Here is a 22,566-nt window from a genome sequence, read left to right on the forward strand (position 1 = left end):
AGTATCGCGTGGAGCCGGCCGCTCGCGTTGGACGTGCGGGGTGTCGCGGGGTTGATCCGCGCGGGATTCCTCCGGGTGGTCGAACAGGCGGCGCCGGGGCCTTCGGCGTCCGAGTCCGGATCGGGGGAGCGCCACGACGCAGGGCGCCGACGGGTGCCCGCGCTGGACCCGCACATGATGTGCACCGGTGGACGTGAGCGCACCGCGGGCCGCTGCGCCCGGCTATTGGAGCGCTGCGGGTCCCGGCGCGTCGGGCACGGCCCGCTCCCGCTCGGGGCGTCCACCCTTGACGGCCGAAGGAGCCGACGCCTCGCGCCCCGTGGGTCAGGCGCGCGGCAGGGTTCAGGTTCTGCCGGCCGCCGTCCTGGCAGGATGGCGGCATGGAGCGAGTGCTGGGAATCGGTGGGTACTTCCTGCGCGCGGCCGACCCGGTGGCGCTGAGCGCGTGGTACCGCGACTGCCTGGGGCTGGACGCCGACGAGAACGGCCTGTGGCGCCAGGAAGCCGGGCCGACCGTGTTCGCGGCGTTCGAGTCCGACACGGACTACTTCGGCTCCCGCGACCAGCGGACGATGCTCAACTTCCGGGTCCGCGATCTGGACGCGATGCTCGCGCAGTTGCGTGACAAGGGAGCGGACGTGGCCGCGGGGACGCAGGATATGGAGGGCGTCGGCCGATTCGGCTGGGTCACCGACCCCGAGGGCAACCGCGTCGAACTGTGGCAGCCCGCCTGACAGAGGCCCCCGTTCAGGGCAGGAAAGCGCAGGAAGACCGCTGTCTCGCCCGCGGTGGCCGCGTCGCCACCAGCATCGACGCACCAGCATCGGCCCACCTGGAATCGACTCACCGGCCCGGCAGGTACGTGATGCCTCTCCGCGGTGTCCCGCGGGCGTGCCGCCGGGTGGTCCGTCGCGCGGTGGACCACCCGGCCGGGGGCGCGCCCTAAACGACCGCCCGGTACACCTGCCAGCCCGTCGCGATCCTGACGCGGGTGCCGAAGGAGCCCTTGCCGTTGCCGTTGAGGCGCCACAGGCTGCCGGAGGTGTCCCGGACCACCAGGTCCGTACGGCCGTCGCCGGTGAAGTCGCCCGCGCCGACGACCGCGTTGTAGGAGGCGCCCCAGTCGGTGAAGACCGTCACCCTGGCCTTGAACCCGCCGGTGCTCGTGGCGGCGGCGTCGAGGCGCCACAGCTCGTTGGACCGGTCCTGGGCGAGGAGGTCGCCGCGGCCGTCGCCGTTGAGGTCGCCGACGCCGACGAGCTTCTTGTAGCCGGTCCAGCGGGAGCCGATCTTCAGGCGTGCCGCGAGCTTGCCGGTGCTGGTGCCCTTGTAGAGATAGACGTCACCTGTCGAGGCCTGCCGGGCGATCAGGTCCGGTCGCCGGTCGCCGTTGACGTCCCCCGGCGAGGTGAGCACGTCGTACTGGTTCCAGCCGGTGCCGAGCGAGGTGTACGGCGTGGAGGGCGTCACCGCCTTGCCGCAGCCCGGCCGGTGGGCGCGCAGGGCGCCGCTGCTCAGCCGGACCAGCACGTCGTTGCAGCGGTCGCCGTCGAGGTCGCCGTACGGCACGAAGAGCGAACTCGTCGCCCAGCCGCTGCCGGAGACCTTGGCGCCGAGCGTGCCGGTGCCCGTGCCGCGCTGGACGGTGAGGGTGCCCGAGGAGGTGAGGGCGAGGAGGTCGCCGACCCCGTCGTTGCCGGCGTGGTCGCGCGGAGCCGCGGCGCCCGCCGTCACCGTGGTCGTGCCGGACAGGGTCAGGGGCACGCCCTGCTCGTCGGCGGGCTTGGCGGTCAGGGTCCAGGTGTACAGGCCGTTGGTGACGAGCCGGCCCGTGGCGTCCTTGCCGTCCCAGGAGGCCGTCAGCAGGCCGCGGGCGGTGGAGCCGGTGAGGGTGCGGACCGTGGCGCCCGACGCCTTGTGGCGGAGAGCGATCTGCCAGGACCCGGCGGGTTTGGAGAGCCACCAACGACCGGACCAGCCGGTCGAGTTGGGCACTACGGCCGAGTCGACGGCCGTCAGTGCCGATGCCGGAACCCCCGTCGGCACGATATGGACGCGCTGGTCCCGGTCGGCGTAGGCGACCGCACCGCCGAAGCGGTCCACGGTCCAGCTCGTGCGCGCCCCGGTGTTCTCGCTTCCCAGGTCGGTCCAGCCGGCCAGCTTGCGGCTCGGCAGTTCGGTGTGGTCACCGCTCACCGGCAGGCCGCCGTGCAGGTCGACGAGCGTGAGACCGCTGACCGACTGGATGCCGCCGATGTGCTGGACGAGGTAGCCGTCACCGAGCAGGACACGGCCGACGGGTGCCGTGGCGGTGCGCCGGGTCGTACGGTCGTAGACGCCGGAGCCGAGGATGCTGCCGGAGGAGTCCTGGCACAGCCAGTACACCCAGCGGCCCACCGCCTGAAGCTCGGACGGCGTGCAGCCGTCGCGCGTCGTGAAGGACTCCACGACGGTGCCGGCGGGCAGCCGGGTGGCGGTGACCTTGCCGCCGGACGCGGCGCCGCTCCACAGGGTGTTGCCCCAGACGGCGGCGGCGACCCGGGCCCGCTTCAGCACGACCTTGCCCGCGCCGGAGTCGGCGAACTCCCCGATGTACTGCGTGCCCGAGGAGCGGCCGTCGACGACCGCGTACCGGCCGCTGAGGTCCGTGAGCACGGGGTTGCCGTCGTCCGTGTCGAGGCTCGGGCCCCAGCCGGTGGCGCCGTTGGCGCGCAGCGCGGTCAGATCCGCTTCGGTCGCGCCCCGGCGGCCGTGGCGTCCGGTGCCGTCGGCGAACATGGGGATGCAGCGGGGTGCGGTGGTGGAGCAGGAGCCGTCGTCCCATGGGCTGATCAGCCCGTCCGCGCTGGTTCTCGCCACGCTCGTGGTGCCGTCCGCGTTCACGGTGAGCCAGGTGCTGCGATAGCCGCCGACGACGTCGCGCTTCGGGTCGTACAGGGTGCTGTTGTCGGCCGTGGTGAGGATGCCGCTGCCGAGGGAGAGGCCGTGGATCTGGGCGGGCATCGGTTCGACGGTCGTCAGACGGCTGCGGGTGACCGAGCCGTCGGCGGCCCGGCCCACCCGGTACACCGCCCAGTCGAGGTCGCCCCGGTCGAGGTGACGGGCGGCTCCGGAGACCAGGACGGAGCCGTCGGGGGCCTGGACGAGCTGCTGGGCGGCCGGGTCCATGACCTTGGCGGGAGCCGTCCCGGTGCCCTCGGCCGCGAGTGCCCACAGGGGCCTGCCCCGGTAGGCGACGTCGTCCAGATTCATGTCGTCCGCCGACATCGGGTCGACGCCGAGGAGCTTGTCGCCGACGATCCCGTACGCGGCCCTGGCGTTCAGGGAGGTCGTGTCGAAGGTGAGCGGCGCGGCGGACGGGTCGTCGCGGTCGTACAGGTCGGCTTCGCCGCTGCCCCATCGCAGGCGCAGGACCGATTCCGCGCCGAGCTGGAAGGCGGTGCCGCTGGAGCCGTTCGGCGGCGGGATCAGGCCCGGCATGGCGCTGAACGCCCCGGTGGCGAGGTCCACGAGACCCCAGCGGCGCCAGCCCTCGGCATCCCCGGCCAGGCGGTACTGGACGAGCAACGACCGCGCGTCACCGTCGCTGACCCCGAAGCCGCTCGCTCCCTCCGGTGCCCCGGTCACCGCCGTCCTGGTGATGTCTCCCGTGTCCCCGGCCCGCCACAGATGCAGGGCGGCCGCGCCCTGCACGGCGTCGGCGCGGGTGACGACGGTGTCGCCGAACGTCCCGGAGTACGTGTGCCCCAGGGGCACCGGCACCACGCCGGAGGCTCCGGAGGCGCCGGCCCCCTGAAGGAGGGTGACCTGTTCGTCCTCCTCCGAGTAGAAGGCGACGGTGTCGGAGCCCTTTCCGTAGTACCCCTTCTCGAAGGACAGCTCGGTGAAGACGGTGCCGTTGTCGACGCTGTACCTGATCGGAACGTCGAGGCTCTGCTCCAGCGGCGTGGTGGCGCCGGTGGCGTAGTCGGACCAGAGGAACCGGGCGTCGCCCTCCTGCGCCCACAGGAATCCGCTGGTCCCCGCGTTGAGGATGCGCGTGAACCGGGGTACGGAACGCGGCGCGGCGGGCAGCACAAGTTCCTCGGCGACGGCCGCGCTCTCGCCGGCTTCCGGCGCTCCCGTCGCGGAGAACGGCAGCACGGCGAGTGACAGACCCAGGCTCAGCGCGCCCACCAGGACACCCACGGTGCGTGCATGATGAACCGGTCTGTACCGGTGCCGGCCGATTCTGGCCACCGTTCCTCCTGTTGCGCCCTGCGCGAGAGCGAGAGATGGCATGGCGGAGTACGGCAGCGCTGTGACCTGCGTGGCCCCCCTTGGCCGCCCCCCATGCGGGTGAAGGGGAGCGTAACAGCATGTGCATGCCGGGTGATCAGGTGGAACGCCGTTCGCGAGCAGCGCGCCGTCGGGTGCGGTGGACACGTCGTGGCAGAGCGCTCCGAGGTCGATCTGCCGCAGTTCGGTGCCGTCGTGGTCCAGGACGCGGATCAGTGGTCCGTCGAGCACCGCCCACGCCGCGGGAGCCGGGCCGTTCGGCAGGGCCCGCAGACCGCTGGCCGCGCCGGAGGCGACGGTGATCCGACGCTTCGGGCGCAACGGCGCGGGATCCCGGGGGCGGCGCTGGTATCTGCGCACCGAGAGCCGGACCGGCGTGAGCAACGAGTCGAGCGCGTGCACGCTGAGGACGGTGCCCGCCCCGTGGGGGTCGGCGGACAGGATGCCGACGCGGTCGCCGCGCGGGTCGGCATCCAGACCTCCAGTGGTTGCGGGATGTCCAGGCGTACGCCCTCGACCCAGCCGCCGCCCCCGGGCTGCGCGGGAACGGCGGCCCTCAGGGTGCCCGCTCCGTCCTGGCCCAGCACGAGGGTGCGGTGGCCGGCCCGTCACCCTCCAGACGAACCCGCACAGCCGATGCCGTCCACGCCGTACATGCGGACCGGATGGAGTCGCTCCGACCCTGGCGACGTGCCGGCGAACCAGACGCTGTACGCCGTGCCGCTCGTCGAGTTCGGCTGACACAGGCCCTGCCAGGGACGGGTCCGGTGTACTCGCGTCACCAGTCACGGATGAGGGCGGTGGCGTCCCGCCCCGATGGTGGTCGGCGCTCCTGGGCGGTGAGGTCTTTCGAGCTTTTGACGGGTGCCTGGTTCGAAAAGGCACTACCATCGCGGGGCTGCACGCAATCCGGGGAGGCGTCGCCGTGACTGAAATCCCGTTGGCCCAGGCAATCGCTGCGCTGCGGTCGGAGCTGCAGCAGGCGATGCTGGCCGGTGCCGGGGAGCCTTTGCGCTTCGAACTGGACACGGTCGACCTGGAGTTGCAGGTCGCCATGACCTCCCGGGGTTCGGCGGAGGCCAAGGTGGGACTCTGGAGCGTGCTGACGGCCGGTACCTCCGCCGAACACAGCCGTGAATCCATGCACAAACTCACGTTGAAGCTGTCCCCGCGGCACGCGGACGCCTCCGATGGCGGCAAGCTGCTGATCGGTGACCGCGAGCTGTCGGCGTTGCCGCCCGCGGCCAAGCCGGAGGACTGATCAGTCCGCTCTGCTCCGGGGGAGGCGGCAGATGGATCAGCAGCAGCAGCGGACCGGACAGCATCGCGTGGTCGAGGTCTTCGGGGCGGCCTACGGTTCCGGGTACGCGATCAACGATCGGATCGTGCTGACCGCCCGCCATCTGCTGGCCGTGGACGGGGGCGTGCCGGAACCGGGACAGCCGGTCCAGGTCCGGGTCGCGGGGGAGGAGCAGGCCCGCCGCGCGACGGTCACGTGGGTCAGCCGCAACGTCGGCGATGCCGCTTTGCTGTCGGTCGAGGGGGCGCCCTGGACCGGTTCTCCCGACGCTGGGGCCGTCCGCTGGGGCTACGTCGCCGAGGACGACGGTCCGGTCCCGGTCCGGGCCCGGGGCTTCCCCGCCGCGCAGGCGGGTACGCGCGGCGGCCGGGAGATCCGGGAACCGGCGACGATGCGTGGTGCGGTCGAGGCGCTGGACGCCAGGACGATGCGCTACGAGATCGATGTCCGGTCGGCCGTCCCGCTGCTGCCCGGCGACGGCAGCTCGCCCTGGAGCGGGATGTCCGGAGCGGCCCTGATGGACGCACGGAAGCGGATCCTGGGCGTCGTCATCGCCCATCGGGTGCGGTACGGCGGGGAGCGTCTGCAGGCGGCGCCGGTGGAAAGGCTGTTCACCGACCCCGAGTTCGTCGCACAGGTCGGGGCTGACGCGAGTCGGCTGGAGGCGGTCACGGCGACCGAGGCCGTTCCGCTCGACGCCCGAGGTGACCAGCCCATTCTGCAGACCGTTCCGGCGGTCCCGCGACTTGCCGGCCTTTCCGACTACGAGCTGCTCCAGGCACGGCATCAGGCGGTCGGCTTCCTCGGCCGGGACGACGAGCGCCGGGATCTTCGCGCCTGGTGCGCTGCCGACGAGCACGTCAGTCTCGGGCTGGTCGCAGGGGCCGGTGGCGCGGGCAAGACCCGGCTCGGGATCCAGCTGTGCCGGGAGCTCACCGAGCAGGGCTGGTCGGCCGGCTTCGCCAACGACGTGGTCCTGCACGCGTTCCTGGACGCCGGTCGGTTCGTCGATGTGGTCTGGCCGACGCTGCTGGTACTCGACTATCCGGATCGGCTGACTGACCGGATCGTCGACTGGATCGAGACCCTGGGCGCGCGTACGTACGGCCCGAAACTTCGGTTTCTCCTGCTCGACCGAGTGCCCGGCGACGGCGACGAGCCGGTGGACGCGGCCCGTTCCGGCCTTACGTGGTGGGCCAATGCCAAGCGGATCACGCGCAGTGACTTCATCGCCCGGCCGAAGGTCGTCGTACGGCTGCGCGTCGGCGGGCTGACCGGCCACGACCGTCTGCAGCACCGAGAGTCGGCCCGCCAGGCCTTCGGCGGCGCCAGGGCCGACCTGTCCGGGCTCGACCTCACCGACGATGCGTACGGCAATCCGCTGAAGGTGCACGTCGCCGTGCTGCTGGCGATTCGCGGTGAGGTCTATCCGACCGCCGCGGACGTCATGACAAGGTTCCTGGACCGGGAGACGGAGCGCTGGCTGCGGCGGCGGACCGAGCACAGGATCGATCAGGTCTCGGACGATCTGACGCGGCAGGTCGTCGCTGTGGCCACGCTGACCCGACCCGAGATCGACGTGGTGCCCCGGTTGTTGTCGGCGATCCCGGACCTGGAGGACCAAAGCAGACTGTTCCGGCGCAACGTCCGGGACTGGCTGGCCGAGCTGTTCGGAGCCGGCTCCCGGATCGCCCCGCTCGAGCCGGACCTGCTGGCCGAGCAACTGCTCGCCACCACACCGGAGTTGCCGGGCCTGCTGGTGGCGGTCCATCGGCACGAGTCGAGCACCGCCGAGCACGCCGCGAACATGCTGGAGTCACTGACCCTCGCGGCCGGCAACCGTGCGGACGTCCGCGACGCCCTCCGGCATTTCGTCGCCGAATGTCTCGGCGGCCTGGTGGCCCAGGCCGCGGCGGAGCCCGGCGGCCGGCTGCCCGGCCTGATCGAGATCGCCCTGAACCGGATCCTGGACGGCGCGCAGGCGGAAGCCGCGCTGACGGCCGCGGCCGCGACCGTCAGCCGGGTCCCGCGCCAGGAGGACAGCTACCGTCGGCTGATGAGCCGGCTGGCGAAACTGGCGATCTCCTGGTGCGAGGCCCAGCCGCCCTACGTGTGGACCGCGTCGGTCCGGGTGGACGCGCTGACCGATCTGGCTGCCACCGCCCGCGACGCCGCCGAGGCCACGGCCCTGGCGGCCGAGGCGCTGTCCGTCGCCCGTTCGCTCGGCCCGGACCACAAGCGCCGCCTGGCGCGCGCGTGGTACAACGCCGGCACCGGCCAGGCGAACAGCGGCGACCGGCCGGCAGCACGGGAGGCCCTGGCCGAGGCGGCCGCCCTGGCGCGCGAAGGCACCGGCGCGGACACCGGCGGGCTGATCGAGCGCTGCGAGACACTGGTCAACCTCGGCTCCTGCCTGGCCGATCTGAACGATCAGGCAGCCGCCTTGGAGGTGTGTGTCGAGGCGATCGAGTTACGGATCGGCCGCGACTTCGCCGGTCATGTGCTGCAGCCGCTGGCCGAGCCGTTGACGCAGCTGGCGTCGAGTCTGCGCCAGGACCAGGGTTCCCAGCGGCACCTCGGGGAGCCGCGGCCCTTGCGTCCGCTCGCCTGGAGCGAACCGGAGCACAGCCAGTGGACCGCGGAGCACAGTTTCGCGCTGATCACGCTGGCCGCACGACTGAGCGCCGGCCTCGCCGAGCGCATCGCCCCGCACATCGGCGCGTTACCCGCCGAAGAGGCCTCTGCGAACGCGACCGCAGTGTCCGACGCGCTGCACGGCATCACGAACCACCTGTCCGGCCCCGCGCTGACCGCAACGCTCCTCGCGGAGAGTGTCGAGCTTCGCCGGCGGTTCGTCACCGACGACCGATCGCGGGCCGAGTTCGCGAAATTCCTCACGACCATCGCCGAAGAACTCGATGACGACGACGCGGCCGATGTCGCCCTCGCCTACGCGAACGCCTCGATCGCCGAGTTCCAGCGGCTGAGTCCTGAGTACTTGGCCCAGTACGAGGCCGATCTCGGGGAAGCGGTCCTCGTCAAGATCGGTGCGCTGACGCAGGCCGGCATGGACCCGCTGCGACTGACAACCGCTCAGCGGCAGATGGCCGCCGCCGAGGTCGACGAGGCCGCGGCGCTTCTGCGCAGCCTGCCCGACACCCCCGAGAACGCCGCGAAACTCGCGGATGTCAGTGCCGTCCAAGGGCTCCATCTGCTGCAGAGCGGCGAAGTCGAGGCAGCGGCGGAGGCTTTCACAGAAGCCCGCGAACGATTCGCGGGCAACGAAGGCATGGCCGAGGAAGCCGTAGACGGTCTTGGGATGATGCACGTTCTGGTGGAACTGCTGGCCGGCCGACAGCCCTACGAATGGCTGACCTCGATGAGCGACGCCGAACTGACGGAGCTGGATCCCGACACGCTGCCGTTGCCGCAACTGGCCATGCTCGTGGTGGCCGAGGACCTCGGCGAGGGCCTCGGAGCGCTGTCCGGCATGCTTGCCGCCGCCGATCGGATGGACGTCGCCGTCGGCTTCGCTTCTCAGTCGGTCGCGCTTGCGCGATTCGAGCTGCGGATCGACGACGACGCGGATCCTGAAACGCGCAACGAGACACTGCTGAGTCTTGGCAGCGCGTTGGCGCACCTGTCCGCAATGCAGCTCGGCACACCCGAGGCGGCCATGCAAAGCGCCCGGGAGGCCGTGGACGTCATTGCCCCGGTGCCCGCCCACGACCAGATGCTGCCCCTGGTCCGTGGCATGGCCGGGCTGGCCCTGGCACGCGCCTCACTCGCCGCCGACCAGAAGGCCGACGTCGTCGCTCTCACGGAGAGCGCGACGGCCGAACTGGCCCGGGCGATGGCCTCGTTCGGCGAGGACGACGCGATCGGCCACTGGCCGAGCATGGCGGCCATGCAGGCCGAGGCACAGACGGTCCTGGCCAACGCGTACCTTGCGGCCGACCGGCCGGCCGAAGCACTCCGCCACATCGCGCCGGCCCGGGCCGCTCTCGAGCGGTTGACGCCGACGAACCTCGTGATCGCCATGACTCTGACCTCCTACATCATCGAGGGACAGAGCGAATTGGCCCGTGCGCGGTACGACGCCGCTCTCACCGCGTTCGACCGTGTCATCGAGGGCTACGAGACTTCCGAGCCGGCCGCTTCCGCCCTGCCCGCTCTGGCCGATGCCGCCTTCATGTCGGCGCTCTGCCTACAGGAACTGGGCCTGCCGGAGCCTGCGGTGCAGCGATCGCGGCTGGCCGCGCGATTGTGGCAGGGCAGAGAGCCCTCGCCGACGGTCCAGGCCCGCATTGCCGCGAACCTCGTGGCGCAGGCCACGGCGCTCACCGCGCTCGGGGACGTCGACGACGCCTACCGGGTCAGCCTGGAGGCCATCACGGCAGCCCGGGCGGCGCAATCCGCCCCCAGCCTGGTGAGTGCCCTGCGGGTGCACGGTCACTGCGTGGCCGTTCTCTGCCGCTTCGCGGAGGCGGTGAGCCTGTTCGACGAGGCCCTGGCAGTGACGGCCGAGACGCAGGAGGTTCCTCCGCTCGAGTACGGGCTCGTCCACCTCGGGCTCGGCCACTGCCGGGCGGAGCTCGGTCAGCTCGATGCCGCGCTGCACGCGTTTCTCACCGCGGCGGGGATCCTCCGTGACCTTCCCGGTCAGACCCCGCTGCTGACCGGGGTGCTGATCTCCGCCGCCCGCTGTCATCGGGAGATGGGCAACGACCAGGGCGGGCTGACCCTCATGACGGAGGCGGCCGACCGTTGCCGAGAGCTCATCGTGGACGAGGACAGTGCGGCCGGCCTCTCGGACGCGTTCACCGCCGCCCTGTGGGAGTTGGTCGTCTGCCATGACACGGAGAACGACGGTCTCGCGGCGGACACCGTGGCCGCCGAGGGGATCGACTTCTTCCGGACCTGGGGGCTCGCCCAGCGCGCCGAGGTCACGGAAGCAACCCTCCACTACGTCGACATGCTGGCCTGTCGCGCCGCCTTCCTCGCCGACGCCGGTCGCGATCTCGAGGCGCTGCCCTTCAACGTCGAGGCGACCGGCCTTCTGCGGAATCTGGCCGGCGTCGATCCGGACACCTTCTTGTCCGCGTACCTCAACTCCCTGGCCGCCCGCATGGTATTGCTCCGGAATCTGGGGCGGCTGGCCGAGGCCGACGCGGCGGAACAGGAGTACCTCCGCTGGGCCCCGAGCTGACTGGCCAGCGGTCCGCGTCGTCGACCTGCGTCACAAGGGCTCAGCAGTACGCGGGAGTTGCTCCTTCTGTGAGTTGGGCTCGGTGGGCGCCTGGTGGGTGGCGGTGCTCCCGATATGGGCCGGGCACGATGGGCGTCTTCGTGGACACCGGACTCGTCGTCAGAGGCTTCGGCGACGTGCTGTTGTTGCCGGAAGACCGACGCGGTGCCCGGCCTGGGCCGGCTCCTGCGTAAGAGGGCGGGTCGACTTCAGGGCCCGCCGCAGCGGCGACGTCGACTCACCCCTCACGTCCGGCTCGACCAGTGCCAGCTGCGCGGGCCGCAGCTCCGCAGCAAAGCTGAGGAGAGCGATCAATCCCCTTCAGGGGCCGGTTCGGACACGGCCGCGCCGAGGCGGGACGCCAGGTCGGCGACCGCACCCCGAAGCTCCGACCCGCCCTCGACATGGAAGGCGAACGGGACCGCCGCCAGCCACTCCGATGCGTACATCGCCGGGTTGCGGGTCGTGCCGACGAGCACGCAGCGCTCTCCCGCCGCCCCGACGGGTTCGAGCCGTCCCATCGGTGGCCCGACCCACGGGGCGACCCGCTCCACCGGTGCGTCGAAGAGCACCCGCGTGGGATAGGCCCATCCGGTGCCGAGGTTCTCCTCCAGCACCGTGACCGGGTCGAGGTCCTCCGGCATCCGGAACCCGACCGCACTCTCCTCGGCCGCAAGGACCCGGTCGACCCGGTAGGTGCGCACGGCGTCCGCGCGATGGGAGTGGCAGAGCAGGTACCAGCGCGCCCGGCGCACGACGACCGCCCACGGGTCCACCTCCGCCTGCCACTGATTGCCGGCCTCGCTGCGGTAGGTGATCACCACACGCCGCCTGGACGCGATCGCGTTCACCAGGGCGCTGGTGACGGCGGGGTCGGCGTAGGCCGCACTCGGATCGGGCGCGGCAGCGGCGTGCTCGCGCAGCGCGGCCGCCTGACGCCCGATCCCCTCGGGCAGAGCGTGGATGACCTTGCCGAGGGCGGAGCCGACGAGGTCCCCGGGGTCGGTGGCGGCGGGTCTGCCGTCGAGCACGGCCATGACCAGACTCAGCGCTTCGGTCTGGGTGAAGCTCACCGGCGGCAGCCTGGTCCCGCGCCGCAACTGGTAGCCGCCGTGCGGGCCGCGCACGGAATCCACGGGGATGCCGGCCTCCCGGAGGATCGCGACGTAGCGACGTGCGGCACGATCGGTGACCCCCAGCCGCTCCGCGAGCTCCTCGGCCGTCGTGCCCGGGCGGGTCTGCAGGATCTCCAGGGTGCGCAGCGCGCGGGCGGTGGGGCTCGTTCCGGTCTCCACCCCGGACAGCGTAGGCGGCTTCCTGACAATCAGGAAGCAGATCGTCCTGAACCCCTCCTAGCATGGCAACGCCCGGTCGGGCACGCCGCGTCCACTGAGCGTTCTCGGCTGCTGTCTCCGCCTGCAACCTCGACGGAAAGTTGACCTCACTATGGAAATCCTGCTCATCGGTGGTCTGTGGCTGGACGGCACCGCATGGGACGCGGTGACACCGGCCCTTGAGAAGCTCGGTCACCGCCCGCGACCGGTGACCCTTCCGGGCCAGGGCGACGGACGCTCCTCCGCCACGCTCGACGAGCAGTTGGCGACGGTCCTCGCCGCCATCGACGCAACGGCGGAAAAGCCCCTGCTCGTGGCGCACTCGGCCGCCTGCACCCTCGGCTGGATGGCCGCCGACGCGCGCCCGGACCGGGTGGCCGGGCTGGCGCTGATCGGCGGCTTCCCCAAAGCGGACGGCCGGACGTACGCCGACTTCTTCGAGATGCGCGACGGCGCCATGCACTTCCCCGGCTGGGGCCCGTTCGAGGGCGCGGACAGCGCCGACCTCGACGAGGAACTGCGCCGGCGCATCGAAGCCGATGCCGTCCCCGTCCCCGAGCAGGTGGCCAGGGGCGTGGTCCGGCTGTCGGACGAGCGCCGCTACGACGTTCCGGTCGTGGTGGTGTGCCCGGAGTTCACCCCGGAGCAGGCCCGCGAATGGATCGCCGCCGGCGACGCGCCGGAGCTCGCCAGGGCCAAGCAGGTCGAGTTCGTCGACATCGACTCCGGCCACTGGCCGATGTTCACCAAGCCGGCCGAACTCGCCCACCTTCTCGGAGCAGTGGCAACCGGGCACTGACCGCACGGCGCCATGACGTGGGTTACACCGCCCGTCTGCTGAACTCCGCGCCCTGGGACGCGTTCGCCGAGCTCGTCGAACGCAACAACGGCATCCTCGGCGGCTGTTGGTGGATCGGCCACCACCCCGAGTGCGGTCGGCCGGGGGATCGGCCACCGCACCGTCAAGGAGCGGCGCGTCCACACGGACCAGGCCAGCGCCGCACCCGTTCTCGACGAAGGGGGCGCCGCCCTGGGCTGGTGCCCGTACGGCAGTCCCGAGGAGCTGTCCCACATCAAGCACCGACGGGACTACGGCAAGTGGCTGCGCCGCTGCGTGACACGCAAAAGAGGCTGGTCGAGCGGCCGGGCTCCCTTCCGAACGGGCTGGCCTGGGCCGCCACCAGCCGAACCGTGAGCCGCCCGAGGCATGCTTCCCGCGCACTGTGCCCGCATTCTGGTCGACGCGGCGCGCAGTCGGCCCGCACCGCTAGCGTCCGCAGCACGGACTGATCACCGGGGGTCGGGTATGGATCTGGAAGCCGTGGAGCTGGCGGGCACACACGTACGGCTGGAACCGCTCACACCAGGGCACCACCGTGGCCTGTGCGAAGCCGTCCGAGACGGTGAGTTGTGGACGCTGAACGTAACGCTCGTCCCCCATCCCCGCGACGTGGGGGCGTTCATCGACGACGCACTCGCCGCTCATGCCGTCGGCAGCCAACTCGCGTTCGCGACCGTCGACCTGGCCACGGGGCGCATCGCCGGATCAACCCGGTTCATGGCGGTCAACCTGCCGAATCGCAGGCTGGAGATCGGCTTCACCTTCCTCGGTCGGTCCTGGCAGCGTACGGCCGTCAACACCGAAGCCAAGCTGCTGATGCTCACCCACGCGTTCGAGAGACTTGGGATGAATCGCGTCGAGTTCCTCACGGACGTCCGAAACAGCGCCTCGCGGGCCGCCATCACCCGCCTCGGAGCCACCCATGAGGGGGTCCTGCGCCAGCACATGGTCATGCGCGACGGCTGGATCCGTGACTCCGCGCTCTACAGCATCACCGGCCCTGACTGGCCCGACACGAAGAACTTGCTCATGGCCCACCTCGGACGTCATAAGTCCGCTTCCTGAGCGTTCAGAACGCCGACGGGAGGCGTGGGACGAGCCGCCGTGTCCGCGCGTACGGCTCACTTCTGCGGCGCGCCGAGGTCGAGCCGCCACCGACCTGCGGCCAGGTTCCGGCCTGTCCGGTGCACTGGATACGCGGCTGCCTTGGGGTCGACCCCGTACGGGTGTTCGCCGATGGCGGCAGAGGTGCTGTAACGCGGCTCTAGATCATCGATCTAGGGCCAGGCCGGTAGAGGGCGTCCGGTGGGGAATCGCGGGTTGCTGTAATCGGGAGGCGGTGCTGGACACAGTCAGTCTGCGAGCATCGACGGATGGGGAGGCCGTGTGGGTGAGATCGCAGACGAGTGGTCTCGGTTCGAGGCGGTGTACCGCGACTCCTACCCGGCCGTGGTCAGGTACTTGACGCGCAGGCTGGCCCGGGAACTGGTCGACGACGCCGCTTCGGAGGTCTTCACGATCGCGTGGGAGCGCTGGTCGACGCGGCAGGGCGCCGCGCTGCCGTGGCTTTACGGCATCGCCCGGCGGGTTGCGGCCAACGCACGGCGCTCCCAGGGACGGGCGGACCGGCTGGCCGGGCGGTTGCGGAGCCACGAGGACTCCCTCAGCGATGAACCGGGCGCGGACACTGAGGTGTTGGCGCGGATGGGGGCCGCTCGTGTGCTGGTCCGGCTGTCGGAGGGGGACCGTGAGGTGCTGATGCTCGTCTCGTGGGACGGTCTGGGTCCGCACGAGGCGGCCCAGGCGCTCGGCTGCAGCAAGGCCGCCTTCGCCGTACGTCTGCACAGGGCCCGGCGCAGGCTGGAGCGCGAGCTCGCGAAGGAGACTCCGGCGACAGCCGACCAAGGCCCGGTGGCGGAAAGGACAGCGACGTGAAGCGAGACGTGGAGCTGGTGCGGGCACTGCTCAACCCGCTCAATGACCCGGCGGGCGACCCGGCTGAGGGTGTCGACACTGTGCTGGAACCGCCGGCGCTCGCACTGGGGTCTCCGCGCCGGGCCCAGCCCCCGCGGCGGGTCCGTCTGGGGCGACGCCAGCTTCTCGCGGGAGCGGGCCTTGCGGCAGTCGGCGCACTTGTGGTCGTGGGCGGCCAGACCCTCTTCTCGGACGGTGTGGCTCCGGCACCGGTCGCCTACACGCCGCCCGTGCTGACCCTGCATCCCGTCGAAGGGCAGTCCGCGCGCGCGCTCCTTCTGGCCTTCGCACGGCGCGTCGAACGGCTCGAACCGGAGCCGACGCAGGGTGCCTATCAGTACGCGAAGACGTGGGGCTGGTGGCTCAACACCGCCGGCGACGTCCCTGGGGGTGTCGCGAACGCCGCCGTTCCGAGGGTGACCGAGTCATGGGTGGCCAGGGACGGTTCCGGACGTCGGCGCAGCGTCTACGGCGAACCTCTCTACCCGAGCCCCGAGCAGCGCAAGGACGCCGAGGACGCGGGACTGGTCGCCGGTACCGGGGTCGGTGACCGGACGTTCCGGCCGGGCGAGTTCCCCGGCCTGGACGGCACCGGCTGGGAGACCGTCGCACCCTTCTCGACCGAGCCGAGAACCCTCGCCCGGCAACTGGCCAAGGTCAACTGGGAGGGCGGGACGATCGTCTACGGAGTGCGTGACATGGTCGGCTACGCCGGAATGTCCAGCCCGGTCGATCCGCGTCTGCGCGCTGCCGCGCTGGTCGTCCTCGCGGACAGCGCCGGCCTCAGCGTGGCCACCACCACGACCTGGAACGGACGCCGCGCTGTCGCCGTGTCGCAGAAGGAGACGCTGGACGGCAGTACACAGAGGGAAACCGTGTTGTTCGACCCGGAGACCGGCTACCCCATCGGCAGCGAATCGGCCCTGCTCGGACACGCACGGCACCTCAACGTGTCCGCCCCCGCCACCCTCGAGGTGACCGAGACGCTCGAGCGCGGCCGGGCGTCGACGACCGGCGTGGGTTCGGAATGACGCGGGATCGGAGGTCCGAGACGTGTCGGGAAGGGGTGTCGGGTTCTCGCGGACACGCCTTGGAAAGCGTGTGTCCGCGTGCGTGGATCCCCCGCAACGGAGGGGGTCGTTCATAGGTTCATACAGAAGCGGGCGGGTGCTGCGGCGCTCGCGCTCGGCACCGCTGCCGCCGGCCTCGCGCTGCCCGCCACCGACGCCGCCGCGGCCACGCCGTGCGCGACTGGGGTCTGGAAGGCGTCTTCCTACGCCCACACCGGTTTCACCGGCAGCCCGAAGAAGACCGCCTGCGACAGCTCGATCAACGAGAACCACGGCACCGGCGACCCCGCCGGCGTCACGCTGCTCCCGACGATTCAGTCCCGCAGGCTGCACGACCACCAGCCCTGGCTGTGCGACATCCGCTTGGCTGATCGGCATCAGGTCCTGCACCGTGCGCGTGGCGGGCAGCTGGTTGCGTGCGGCAGGACGGATCCACCCCGGCAGGGGACTGATGCGGGCCGGGGCGCTCCAGCCAGCGTGGGCGTTAGTCGGGGATTCCAGGCATGCCCCAATGGGCGCCTCTGTCTCTCACGTGGGCTTGAGGGCAAGTATGGCGCCAAGCCGAGAGGGCCGGGGGGCGGCCCGGGCGTCCGAACAAGAGCCGCCTGCCGTGCAGGCTCAGGCGGAGGTTTGCCTGGTCGCGGTGGACGTTGTCGCGGATGATGAGGACGCGGGCTACATGGTGGGGGTCGTGTTCCGTGATCTGCCCGCCGACGCGGCGGAGGCGGAGTCTGGCAGGACCGTCGACTCCGTCCGAGACGACGCGTGCCTCGACCAGACGCCGTCGGTCCCACACCCAGTACACCATCTCTCCGAGCAGGTAGAAGGCACCTGCGTAAACGGCCCAGACACCGTTCCCCTCTGTCCACAGCAACAGGCCGAAGAAGCCCAAGCAGCCGACCGTCACCCCAATGCGCCGCAGCCGCGTAACCATCTGCGCGCCCTTGTCGTCCGCGTCCCAGAGCAACTCTTCGCCGGAAGCCATGGGGCCATCATGGGCCCTTCCCGTCATCGCCGAAAGATCGGGGTGTGTCTCCAAGGACGGCTCGGTGCAAGGGACTTCGCATCAGAAGTGGCGACACAGCGGGCCATGCGCAGACAGCCGGCCTCGGTCAGCGGGGCATCACGGTGGGCACGAGGGCTGTCGGCGACGCTTGAACAGTGACCGGGATGAGGTGCCGCACGATGCGATGGTCCGCATGGTCGACAGGACCGCCCCCTCCACGCTGCGCGTTGGCTATGAGGAGGCCTGCAAAAAGCGGACGACGGCTGCCTTCTCCCTTTCGATTCCCGGCTGGGTCTGAGGTGTGACAGGCTCGAACGCATCCACCTGGATGGAGCGCGCGCCGGAGCCACGGCTCCAGGTGGCGATGGCCAGGCCGTCGGCGATGACGGTGGGCCGGATGAGGCCGCCGCCCGGCCAGACACGTGCCTGGTGCGGAGCGGGGACGGACACTTCACGGGTGCGGTAGCCGACCAGGTAGTTGTCGTACGCGGGCAGCATGCGAACGTCTGGAGCGTCAGAGAGGCCCGGGAGTTCCTGCACCCGCCCAGCAGGCATGGCCAACGTGCCGTACTCGGTGATCACGCCGGATTCCGCCAGCAGTTTCCAGGCCCTACGGGCCCAGGTGACCGGCAACCCGGACCAGGTCGCGAAATCCTCCACGGACGCGGGGGCGTGCGCCGCAAGGTACCGGCGGGCCAGCTCGGCAAGGGCAGCGTCGCCCTCCCAACGCAAGCGCCCGAGGGCGGGCAGCCAGTCGTCGAGCAGTACATACGTGGCCTCACCGGCACGCTGTGGGCCGTGGCAGAGGACGCCGGTGAGCGCCGCGTGGCGAATCAGATGAAAAGGTGCCTGCCCGTCCGCGGGGATACCGAGAGTGGTGAGGTGCTCGGTCAGCTCGGCCCGGGTGAGTGGACCGTGCGCGGCAAGAACCTTCCGGAGGAGTCGGTCGGCGCGCCGGCGAAGGTCGTCGTCCAGGCCCAGCTGCTGGTAGCGGCGGCCGGTTGCGGCGACGATCCGCGGGGACAGCAACCCCAACACCCAGCGGGCGTCTTCGCTGGGGATGGTGTGCAGGGTGCCCCGCATGTACCAGCCCCGGAGGATGCTCCGCTCGTCCTCGTACGCCGCGCGGACGGCGCGGGCGGTGATGTCCAGTCCGCGTACCCGGATGCCCAGGTCGGCGGACGAGGCGTCCTGGGCCTGGACGGCGAAGACCCGCCTGACTACCGCGGCGGCAGAGGCTTCTCGTGCTCCGTCGCCCAGGGCCTGAGCCTGGGCCCGCAGCCGACGGACGCTCTCGTGATCGAGCATCGGGCTGTACCTCTCATCCAGCGCGGTCAGGAAACGGCCGCGTCGAGTAGGCCGACGAGTTCGGCGGGCGCGGACTCGATCGGGCCAGTGTTCCGGGGCTCTTGCTCCGGGTCGGTGAGTCTGGTTCTGTACCACGCTACAGGTTGTGATCATGTGGATGGACGCGAGGAGAGCGACGGCGTGGAGCGCGGAATACAGACGGGCGTCGGGTACTCCTTGCCGGAAGGGCTCGGTCAGGCGATACGGGAGACCGCGGGTGCCATCGCCGCGCTCCTGGACGGCGCGGCGGACATGAGCCGGCCTGTGCCGGGGCTGGACTGGACCGTCGGTGAGACGGCCGCCCACCTGGCCATGGCCAACGGCCTGATGGCCGATCTCGCGGCCGGCAGGGAACGCCCGTACGGGGACGGCACGCCGCAAGGTATCGCTGCGGCCAATGCGCAAAGTCTCCTGGAGTTTCCCGAGCGCGGGGCGGAGCCGCTGGCCGCGATGCTCGTGCAGCAGACCGACGTGTTCCTGGACGCGGTGGACAAAGCCGTCCAGGAAGGGGGCGCGGGGCGGACGCTGCTGACCCCCCTCGGTCCCATGGACCAGGACGTTCTCGCCGCCTACCTGCTGACCCACATGCTGGGCCATGGCTACGATCTCGCCCGTGGGCTGCGTCGGCCGCACATGATCAATGAGGCGCGGGTCGGGTTGTGCCTGCCCTTCCTGAAGACGGCGATGCCGCGTATCGCCGTCGCCTCCACGCTGACGGCCCGCTACACCCTGCGTATCCGGGGCGGCGCGGCCCTCGGCGTCACCTTCACAGACGGCGCCGTTGAGGTACTTCCCGACCCGCCGGAGCGTTCGGACTGCACCATCCTCACGGAGCCGGTCGCCTTCCTCCTCATCGCGCTGGGACGACTCGGTCCCTGGCAGGCCATGGCACGCGGAGGAGTCCTCGCCTGGGGCAGCAAACCCTGGCTCGCCCCCCGCTTCCCCACCCTGTTCAACGCGCCCTGACCTTGGGGTTCCACGACAGGGCAGGTTGACTGTGCCTGACGGGTCGGGTGCGCTGTGAGGGGGGCCGATCGTGCCGTACACCCGCGCAGCACACCAACATGAAGTGCCATCAGGTCGTCGCGCTCATGCCGCTGTTGGGGTGCTCGGGGGAGATCCCCGCAGACATCCGGACCGAACCGGAGGTGGCGCCGGAGCGTCACGGGCTGACAAAGATTCCCGGGTCCGGGCACAGCGAGCATGCAGGCGTAGGTTCAGAGGCCGGTCCTGCTGCTGCTGCGAGTTCGCGAGAAGCGACACTCCGGCGCCGCCTGGCATGGTTCCCCAGGAGCCTCATCCTGGTCGTCACGCCCGCTGTCCGGGCGTGAAGGGGCCGGTCGCGGGGGCTACGCACTTGTCGACGACGGTCTCCTCGCCGGCTGCCGAGCCGTTCAGGCAGAGCCGTCCGCCCTTCTCGCGCAGGTCGAGAAGGAAGTGTGTGGTCGTACCGGACTGCTTGAGGCCGTGGATGCGCTCGTCGATGTAGCCGAGGTCGTTGAGGATCGTTCTGACCTTGGCGGGGGTGGGGTCCGCCAGATCCCAGAGGGCCTGGGCGATGCGCTCTTCATGGAGGTTGCTCGCGCACCAATCGCGCGCGTTCAGTTCCACCTCCGGCCCGGCCGTGGGGGCGATCGGCTCGATCGCGTCGCTCGGCGGTGTCTGCCCGGACGGCAGCGTCTGCGCCGGACCGGTCGGCGGCGCCTGCGGCGGGGCGCTCGGGGGACACTGCTGCGCGACCTCGCTCAGCATCGCTGCGAAGGCCGTGCCGGGCTGGGCCCCGGCGATGTCGGCGTGGCTGCTCTGCGGTCCGTCGGCGTCTGTCTGCTCGGTGCCGCAGGCGGTGAGCGCCAGTGCGGCGAGAACCGTCATGGCGAGCATGGGCCGCGGGCGGCGCGGGGAGCGGGTGGTGGTGCTTGCCGAGGCGGGGGTTTCTCTCATGTGCCCAGTCTCCGAGCCGACGACCGCGTCCACTTGAGTACGCGTACTCAAGTGCGTGGGGGTACTTGCTCAACCAGCGCAAGGTGAGGGTGGGTTGTCGTCCTGATCATGATTCGATCGGGGCGAGGGTGTCGACGCCGTGTAACGCGAAGCCGTTGAACCTGGTCGCGGTCACGCGCGCCTACAGCACCCAGGGAGCTGGGATGAGAGCTTCCCGCGGTGGGAACCTGCTGGTTTGTGATCGGCATGGCGCTTCCCTTCCCCGACGAAAGGTAATGCGCCGATCATGCACAGTCCCACTGACATGGAGACCTTCCATGGACTCAGACCCCATGCGTCAAGGACTCTCACAACGGGTTGGCGCCGGGCCCGGGCGGTGCCGGGGTGTGCGGGCGGTCTGATGGACGCGCTCCCGTTGGGCTTGCGGCGGATCATGGGTTCAGGGTCTGGAGGATGCCGATGACGATCGCGGTGAAGACGCCGAGGGCGGTCAGGGCGATTCCGATCGGCTGGCGCAGGCCTGGGTGGCGGTAGGCGAGGTAGCCGAGTCCGCCGGCGAGGGTGAGGCCGACGACGGCCAGGAGCAGTGCGGTGAACACGGTGAGCATGGCAAGGGCGGTCACAGGTTCCCCCTGGGGTTTCGGGCACGCGGCGGCGCCGGGCGCGGTGGACGCCGCACGCTGTTCTGGCTCCGCTGGGCTGGAGCGAGTGCGGCGGCTCGTTGCCACTCTCCGGGCCGGTGCCCGATTGCCGGAAGAGGGTCCGGGGTCACGCAAGTTCCGCAATTCTTCGCTCACTGTGCGGCCGCGGGTGTTGCGGCGGCAGGCAATCAGCGAGGACGGCGGGGCTGTCCCGGCCGACGGGGCCGGGACAAGGCGGTGGCCGGGTCAGATCCAGGTGGAGAGGACGTCGTCGACGCTCGTCTCGCCGGTGTGGATGTCCTTGCGGACGATCAGGGCGAGCAGCCCGCCCAGCCACACCGAGCAGCCGACGAAGAAGGCCAACGTGGCGGCACCGCCCGCGACAGCATTGCCTCTGAGCGCATCGACCACAGCCCAGTCCAGGTCGGCAGCAGCCTTGGACTGCGCGTCGGTGGCCACTGCGACGAGGGCACTCAGCACCATGAGGACGAAGCCCGCGCCGCTGGTGATGAGCAGGCGCCCGGTCGGAGGTTTCCGGAGGTCTGCCTCCTCCCCGAGTGCAGGCGTCTGGTCGGTCTCGGCGCGCTCCCTCTCCGCGGCCAGAGCCTGTTCGGTGACCGCGATCGCCTGGGCCAGGACAGCCTCTTCCCGCCCATGCCGACACGGCTCCTGCCTCAGCGACGCCGCGCGCGCCTCTGCCGGCTCGCCGTGCAGCGCCTCGATCGTGGAGTGCGCCTTCACCAGCTCACCGCGCAGAGCCACAATCGTCGCCCGATCCACCCGGCGCCCCTGACGCTCGGCGGCGAGCTGTTCGCTTCGCTCGCTGATCCTGGCCTGTGCCGTGGCCAGCTCCGCAGCCCATTGCCGTTCCCGCTCCTGGGCTGCGGCCAGCTCCTCAACCCTCGTCCGCACGTGCTCCCTTGCTGCGGCCAGGTTCCCGGCCCTCTCCTCCTCTCGCCGCTCCGTCCCGCTCTCCAGACGGGCCAGCTCGCGCGCATGCTGCTCAGCTTGCAGCGCAAAGCGCGCGCGAAGGCCCTCCAGTGTTCGGAGTGCTTCCTCGCAGCGGTTCTCCGCGGCCGCGGCCCGGTCGGCGGCTCGGTAGCCGGCATGCCGGGCCTCATCGGCGGTGGCCAGTGCCTCCATGTACAGGTGCCGGGTCCGGTCACGTTGTTCGCCGCTGACCTGGCACGCTGCCAGGACAACGTCAACGAACTTCCGACCGGGCATGCGCGTGTTGCCTTCGTCGTCCCGGGCGTTCAGGTTCCGCGACAGCCACGTCTCGCTCCTGCCCATGTGGGCCGCTGCCTTCTTCTGCGTGCCGAAGGTCTGGATCACCAGCGTCCGCATGTGCGTGCACCAGAGTTCCACCTGGGTCGACCGCCCCCTGCCGCCCCGATCCGCCGGATCGCGGCCTGCCTGTTCTGCCATTGCCCCGCCCGCGCTGGTGGTCGATTGCCCTGCGGGCAACTGCGTCGTCCTGACTAGCAGACAGTGTCAGGAACGAGCCGTCACAGCATCAGCATCACGGCATCGTGACCTCATCGGCAGGACTCTGATCTCGCTCGGCACACGAAGCGGTCGGTTTC

General features: G+C 71.0%; 15 protein-coding genes. 8 read left to right on the forward strand and 7 right to left on the reverse strand.

Annotated elements, in window-relative coordinates; all coding sequences use genetic code 11:
* The first annotated feature begins 380 nt into the window (after positions 1-380).
* The gene (locus ACZ6SQ_RS11750; RefSeq protein ID WP_469559669.1) at positions 381-734 is read left to right on the forward strand and encodes a VOC family protein; all 354 of its coding nucleotides are present in this window, start codon (positions 381-383) and stop codon (positions 732-734) included.
* 208 nt (positions 735-942) lie between these two features.
* Here the strand turns inward: ACZ6SQ_RS11750 and ACZ6SQ_RS11755 are convergent, their stop codons facing one another.
* Entirely contained in the window at positions 943-4,188 is a 3,246-nt protein-coding gene (locus ACZ6SQ_RS11755) for an FG-GAP-like repeat-containing protein (RefSeq protein WP_469559672.1), read from the reverse strand.
* Positions 4,189-5,203: 1,015 nt separating this feature from the next.
* Here ACZ6SQ_RS11755 and ACZ6SQ_RS11760 point away from each other — a divergent pair.
* Both ACZ6SQ_RS11760 and ACZ6SQ_RS11765 read left to right on the forward strand, forming a co-directional pair.
* Positions 5,204-5,539, forward strand: a complete 336-nt coding sequence (locus tag ACZ6SQ_RS11760) for a trypco2 family protein (protein ID WP_469559675.1) — start codon at positions 5,204-5,206, stop codon at positions 5,537-5,539.
* Between the two features lie 31 nt (positions 5,540-5,570).
* Positions 5,571-10,787, forward strand: a complete 5,217-nt coding sequence (locus ACZ6SQ_RS11765; protein ID WP_469559679.1) for a S1 family peptidase — start codon at positions 5,571-5,573, stop codon at positions 10,785-10,787.
* A gap of 350 nt (positions 10,788-11,137) precedes the next feature.
* On the opposite strand, the gene ACZ6SQ_RS11770 is transcribed toward ACZ6SQ_RS11765, so the two are convergent.
* Complete coding sequence (locus tag ACZ6SQ_RS11770) at positions 11,138-12,121, reverse strand: helix-turn-helix transcriptional regulator (protein WP_469559682.1); 984 nt, start codon at positions 12,119-12,121, stop codon at positions 11,138-11,140.
* Between the two features lie 151 nt (positions 12,122-12,272).
* On the opposite strand from ACZ6SQ_RS11770, the gene ACZ6SQ_RS11775 reads away from it, so the two are divergent.
* The 4 genes from ACZ6SQ_RS11775 to ACZ6SQ_RS11790 all read left to right on the forward strand — a co-directional run bounded on the left by ACZ6SQ_RS11775 (position 12,273) and on the right by ACZ6SQ_RS11790 (position 16,006).
* Entirely contained in the window at positions 12,273-12,959 is a 687-nt protein-coding gene (locus ACZ6SQ_RS11775) for an alpha/beta fold hydrolase (protein WP_469559685.1), read from the forward strand.
* 507 nt (positions 12,960-13,466) lie between these two features.
* Positions 13,467-14,066: a GNAT family N-acetyltransferase gene (locus ACZ6SQ_RS11780; RefSeq protein ID WP_469559687.1), complete on the forward strand. Its 600-nt coding sequence runs from the start codon at positions 13,467-13,469 to the stop codon at positions 14,064-14,066.
* A 321-nt stretch (positions 14,067-14,387) separates the two neighbouring features.
* Positions 14,388-14,936: an RNA polymerase sigma factor gene (locus tag ACZ6SQ_RS11785; RefSeq protein WP_469559690.1), complete on the forward strand. Its 549-nt coding sequence runs from the start codon at positions 14,388-14,390 to the stop codon at positions 14,934-14,936.
* Entirely contained in the window at positions 14,933-16,006 is a 1,074-nt protein-coding gene (locus tag ACZ6SQ_RS11790; protein ID WP_469559692.1) for a CU044_5270 family protein, read from the forward strand. The genes ACZ6SQ_RS11785 and ACZ6SQ_RS11790 overlap by 4 nt, the downstream gene beginning before the upstream one ends.
* A gap of 523 nt (positions 16,007-16,529) precedes the next feature.
* On the opposite strand, the gene ACZ6SQ_RS11795 is transcribed toward ACZ6SQ_RS11790, so the two are convergent.
* Both ACZ6SQ_RS11795 and ACZ6SQ_RS11800 read right to left on the reverse strand, forming a co-directional pair.
* A complete protein-coding gene (locus ACZ6SQ_RS11795; protein ID WP_469559694.1) occupies positions 16,530-17,030 on the reverse strand; it encodes a hypothetical protein in 501 nt (166 codons plus the stop codon).
* A 252-nt stretch (positions 17,031-17,282) separates the two neighbouring features.
* A complete protein-coding gene (locus tag ACZ6SQ_RS11800) occupies positions 17,283-18,359 on the reverse strand; it encodes a winged helix DNA-binding domain-containing protein (protein ID WP_469559696.1) in 1,077 nt (358 codons plus the stop codon).
* Positions 18,360-18,539: 180 nt separating this feature from the next.
* Here ACZ6SQ_RS11800 and ACZ6SQ_RS11805 point away from each other — a divergent pair, with 180 nt between their 5' ends.
* Complete coding sequence (locus tag ACZ6SQ_RS11805; RefSeq protein ID WP_469559699.1) at positions 18,540-19,364, forward strand: maleylpyruvate isomerase family mycothiol-dependent enzyme; 825 nt, start codon at positions 18,540-18,542, stop codon at positions 19,362-19,364.
* A 342-nt stretch (positions 19,365-19,706) separates the two neighbouring features.
* On the opposite strand, the gene ACZ6SQ_RS11810 is transcribed toward ACZ6SQ_RS11805, so the two are convergent.
* From ACZ6SQ_RS11810 to ACZ6SQ_RS11820, 3 genes are all read right to left on the reverse strand, one after another.
* Entirely contained in the window at positions 19,707-20,339 is a 633-nt protein-coding gene (locus ACZ6SQ_RS11810) for a hypothetical protein (RefSeq protein WP_469559701.1), read from the reverse strand.
* Positions 20,340-20,770: 431 nt separating this feature from the next.
* Entirely contained in the window at positions 20,771-20,962 is a 192-nt protein-coding gene (locus ACZ6SQ_RS11815) for a hypothetical protein (RefSeq protein ID WP_469559704.1), read from the reverse strand.
* 264 nt (positions 20,963-21,226) lie between these two features.
* On the reverse strand, positions 21,227-22,327 hold the full coding sequence (locus ACZ6SQ_RS11820) for a hypothetical protein (RefSeq protein ID WP_469559707.1): 1,101 nt from the start codon (positions 22,325-22,327) through the stop codon (positions 21,227-21,229).
* Positions 22,328-22,566: the final 239 nt, after the last annotated feature.

Source organism: Streptomyces sp. NPDC048600 (assembly GCF_055587025.1).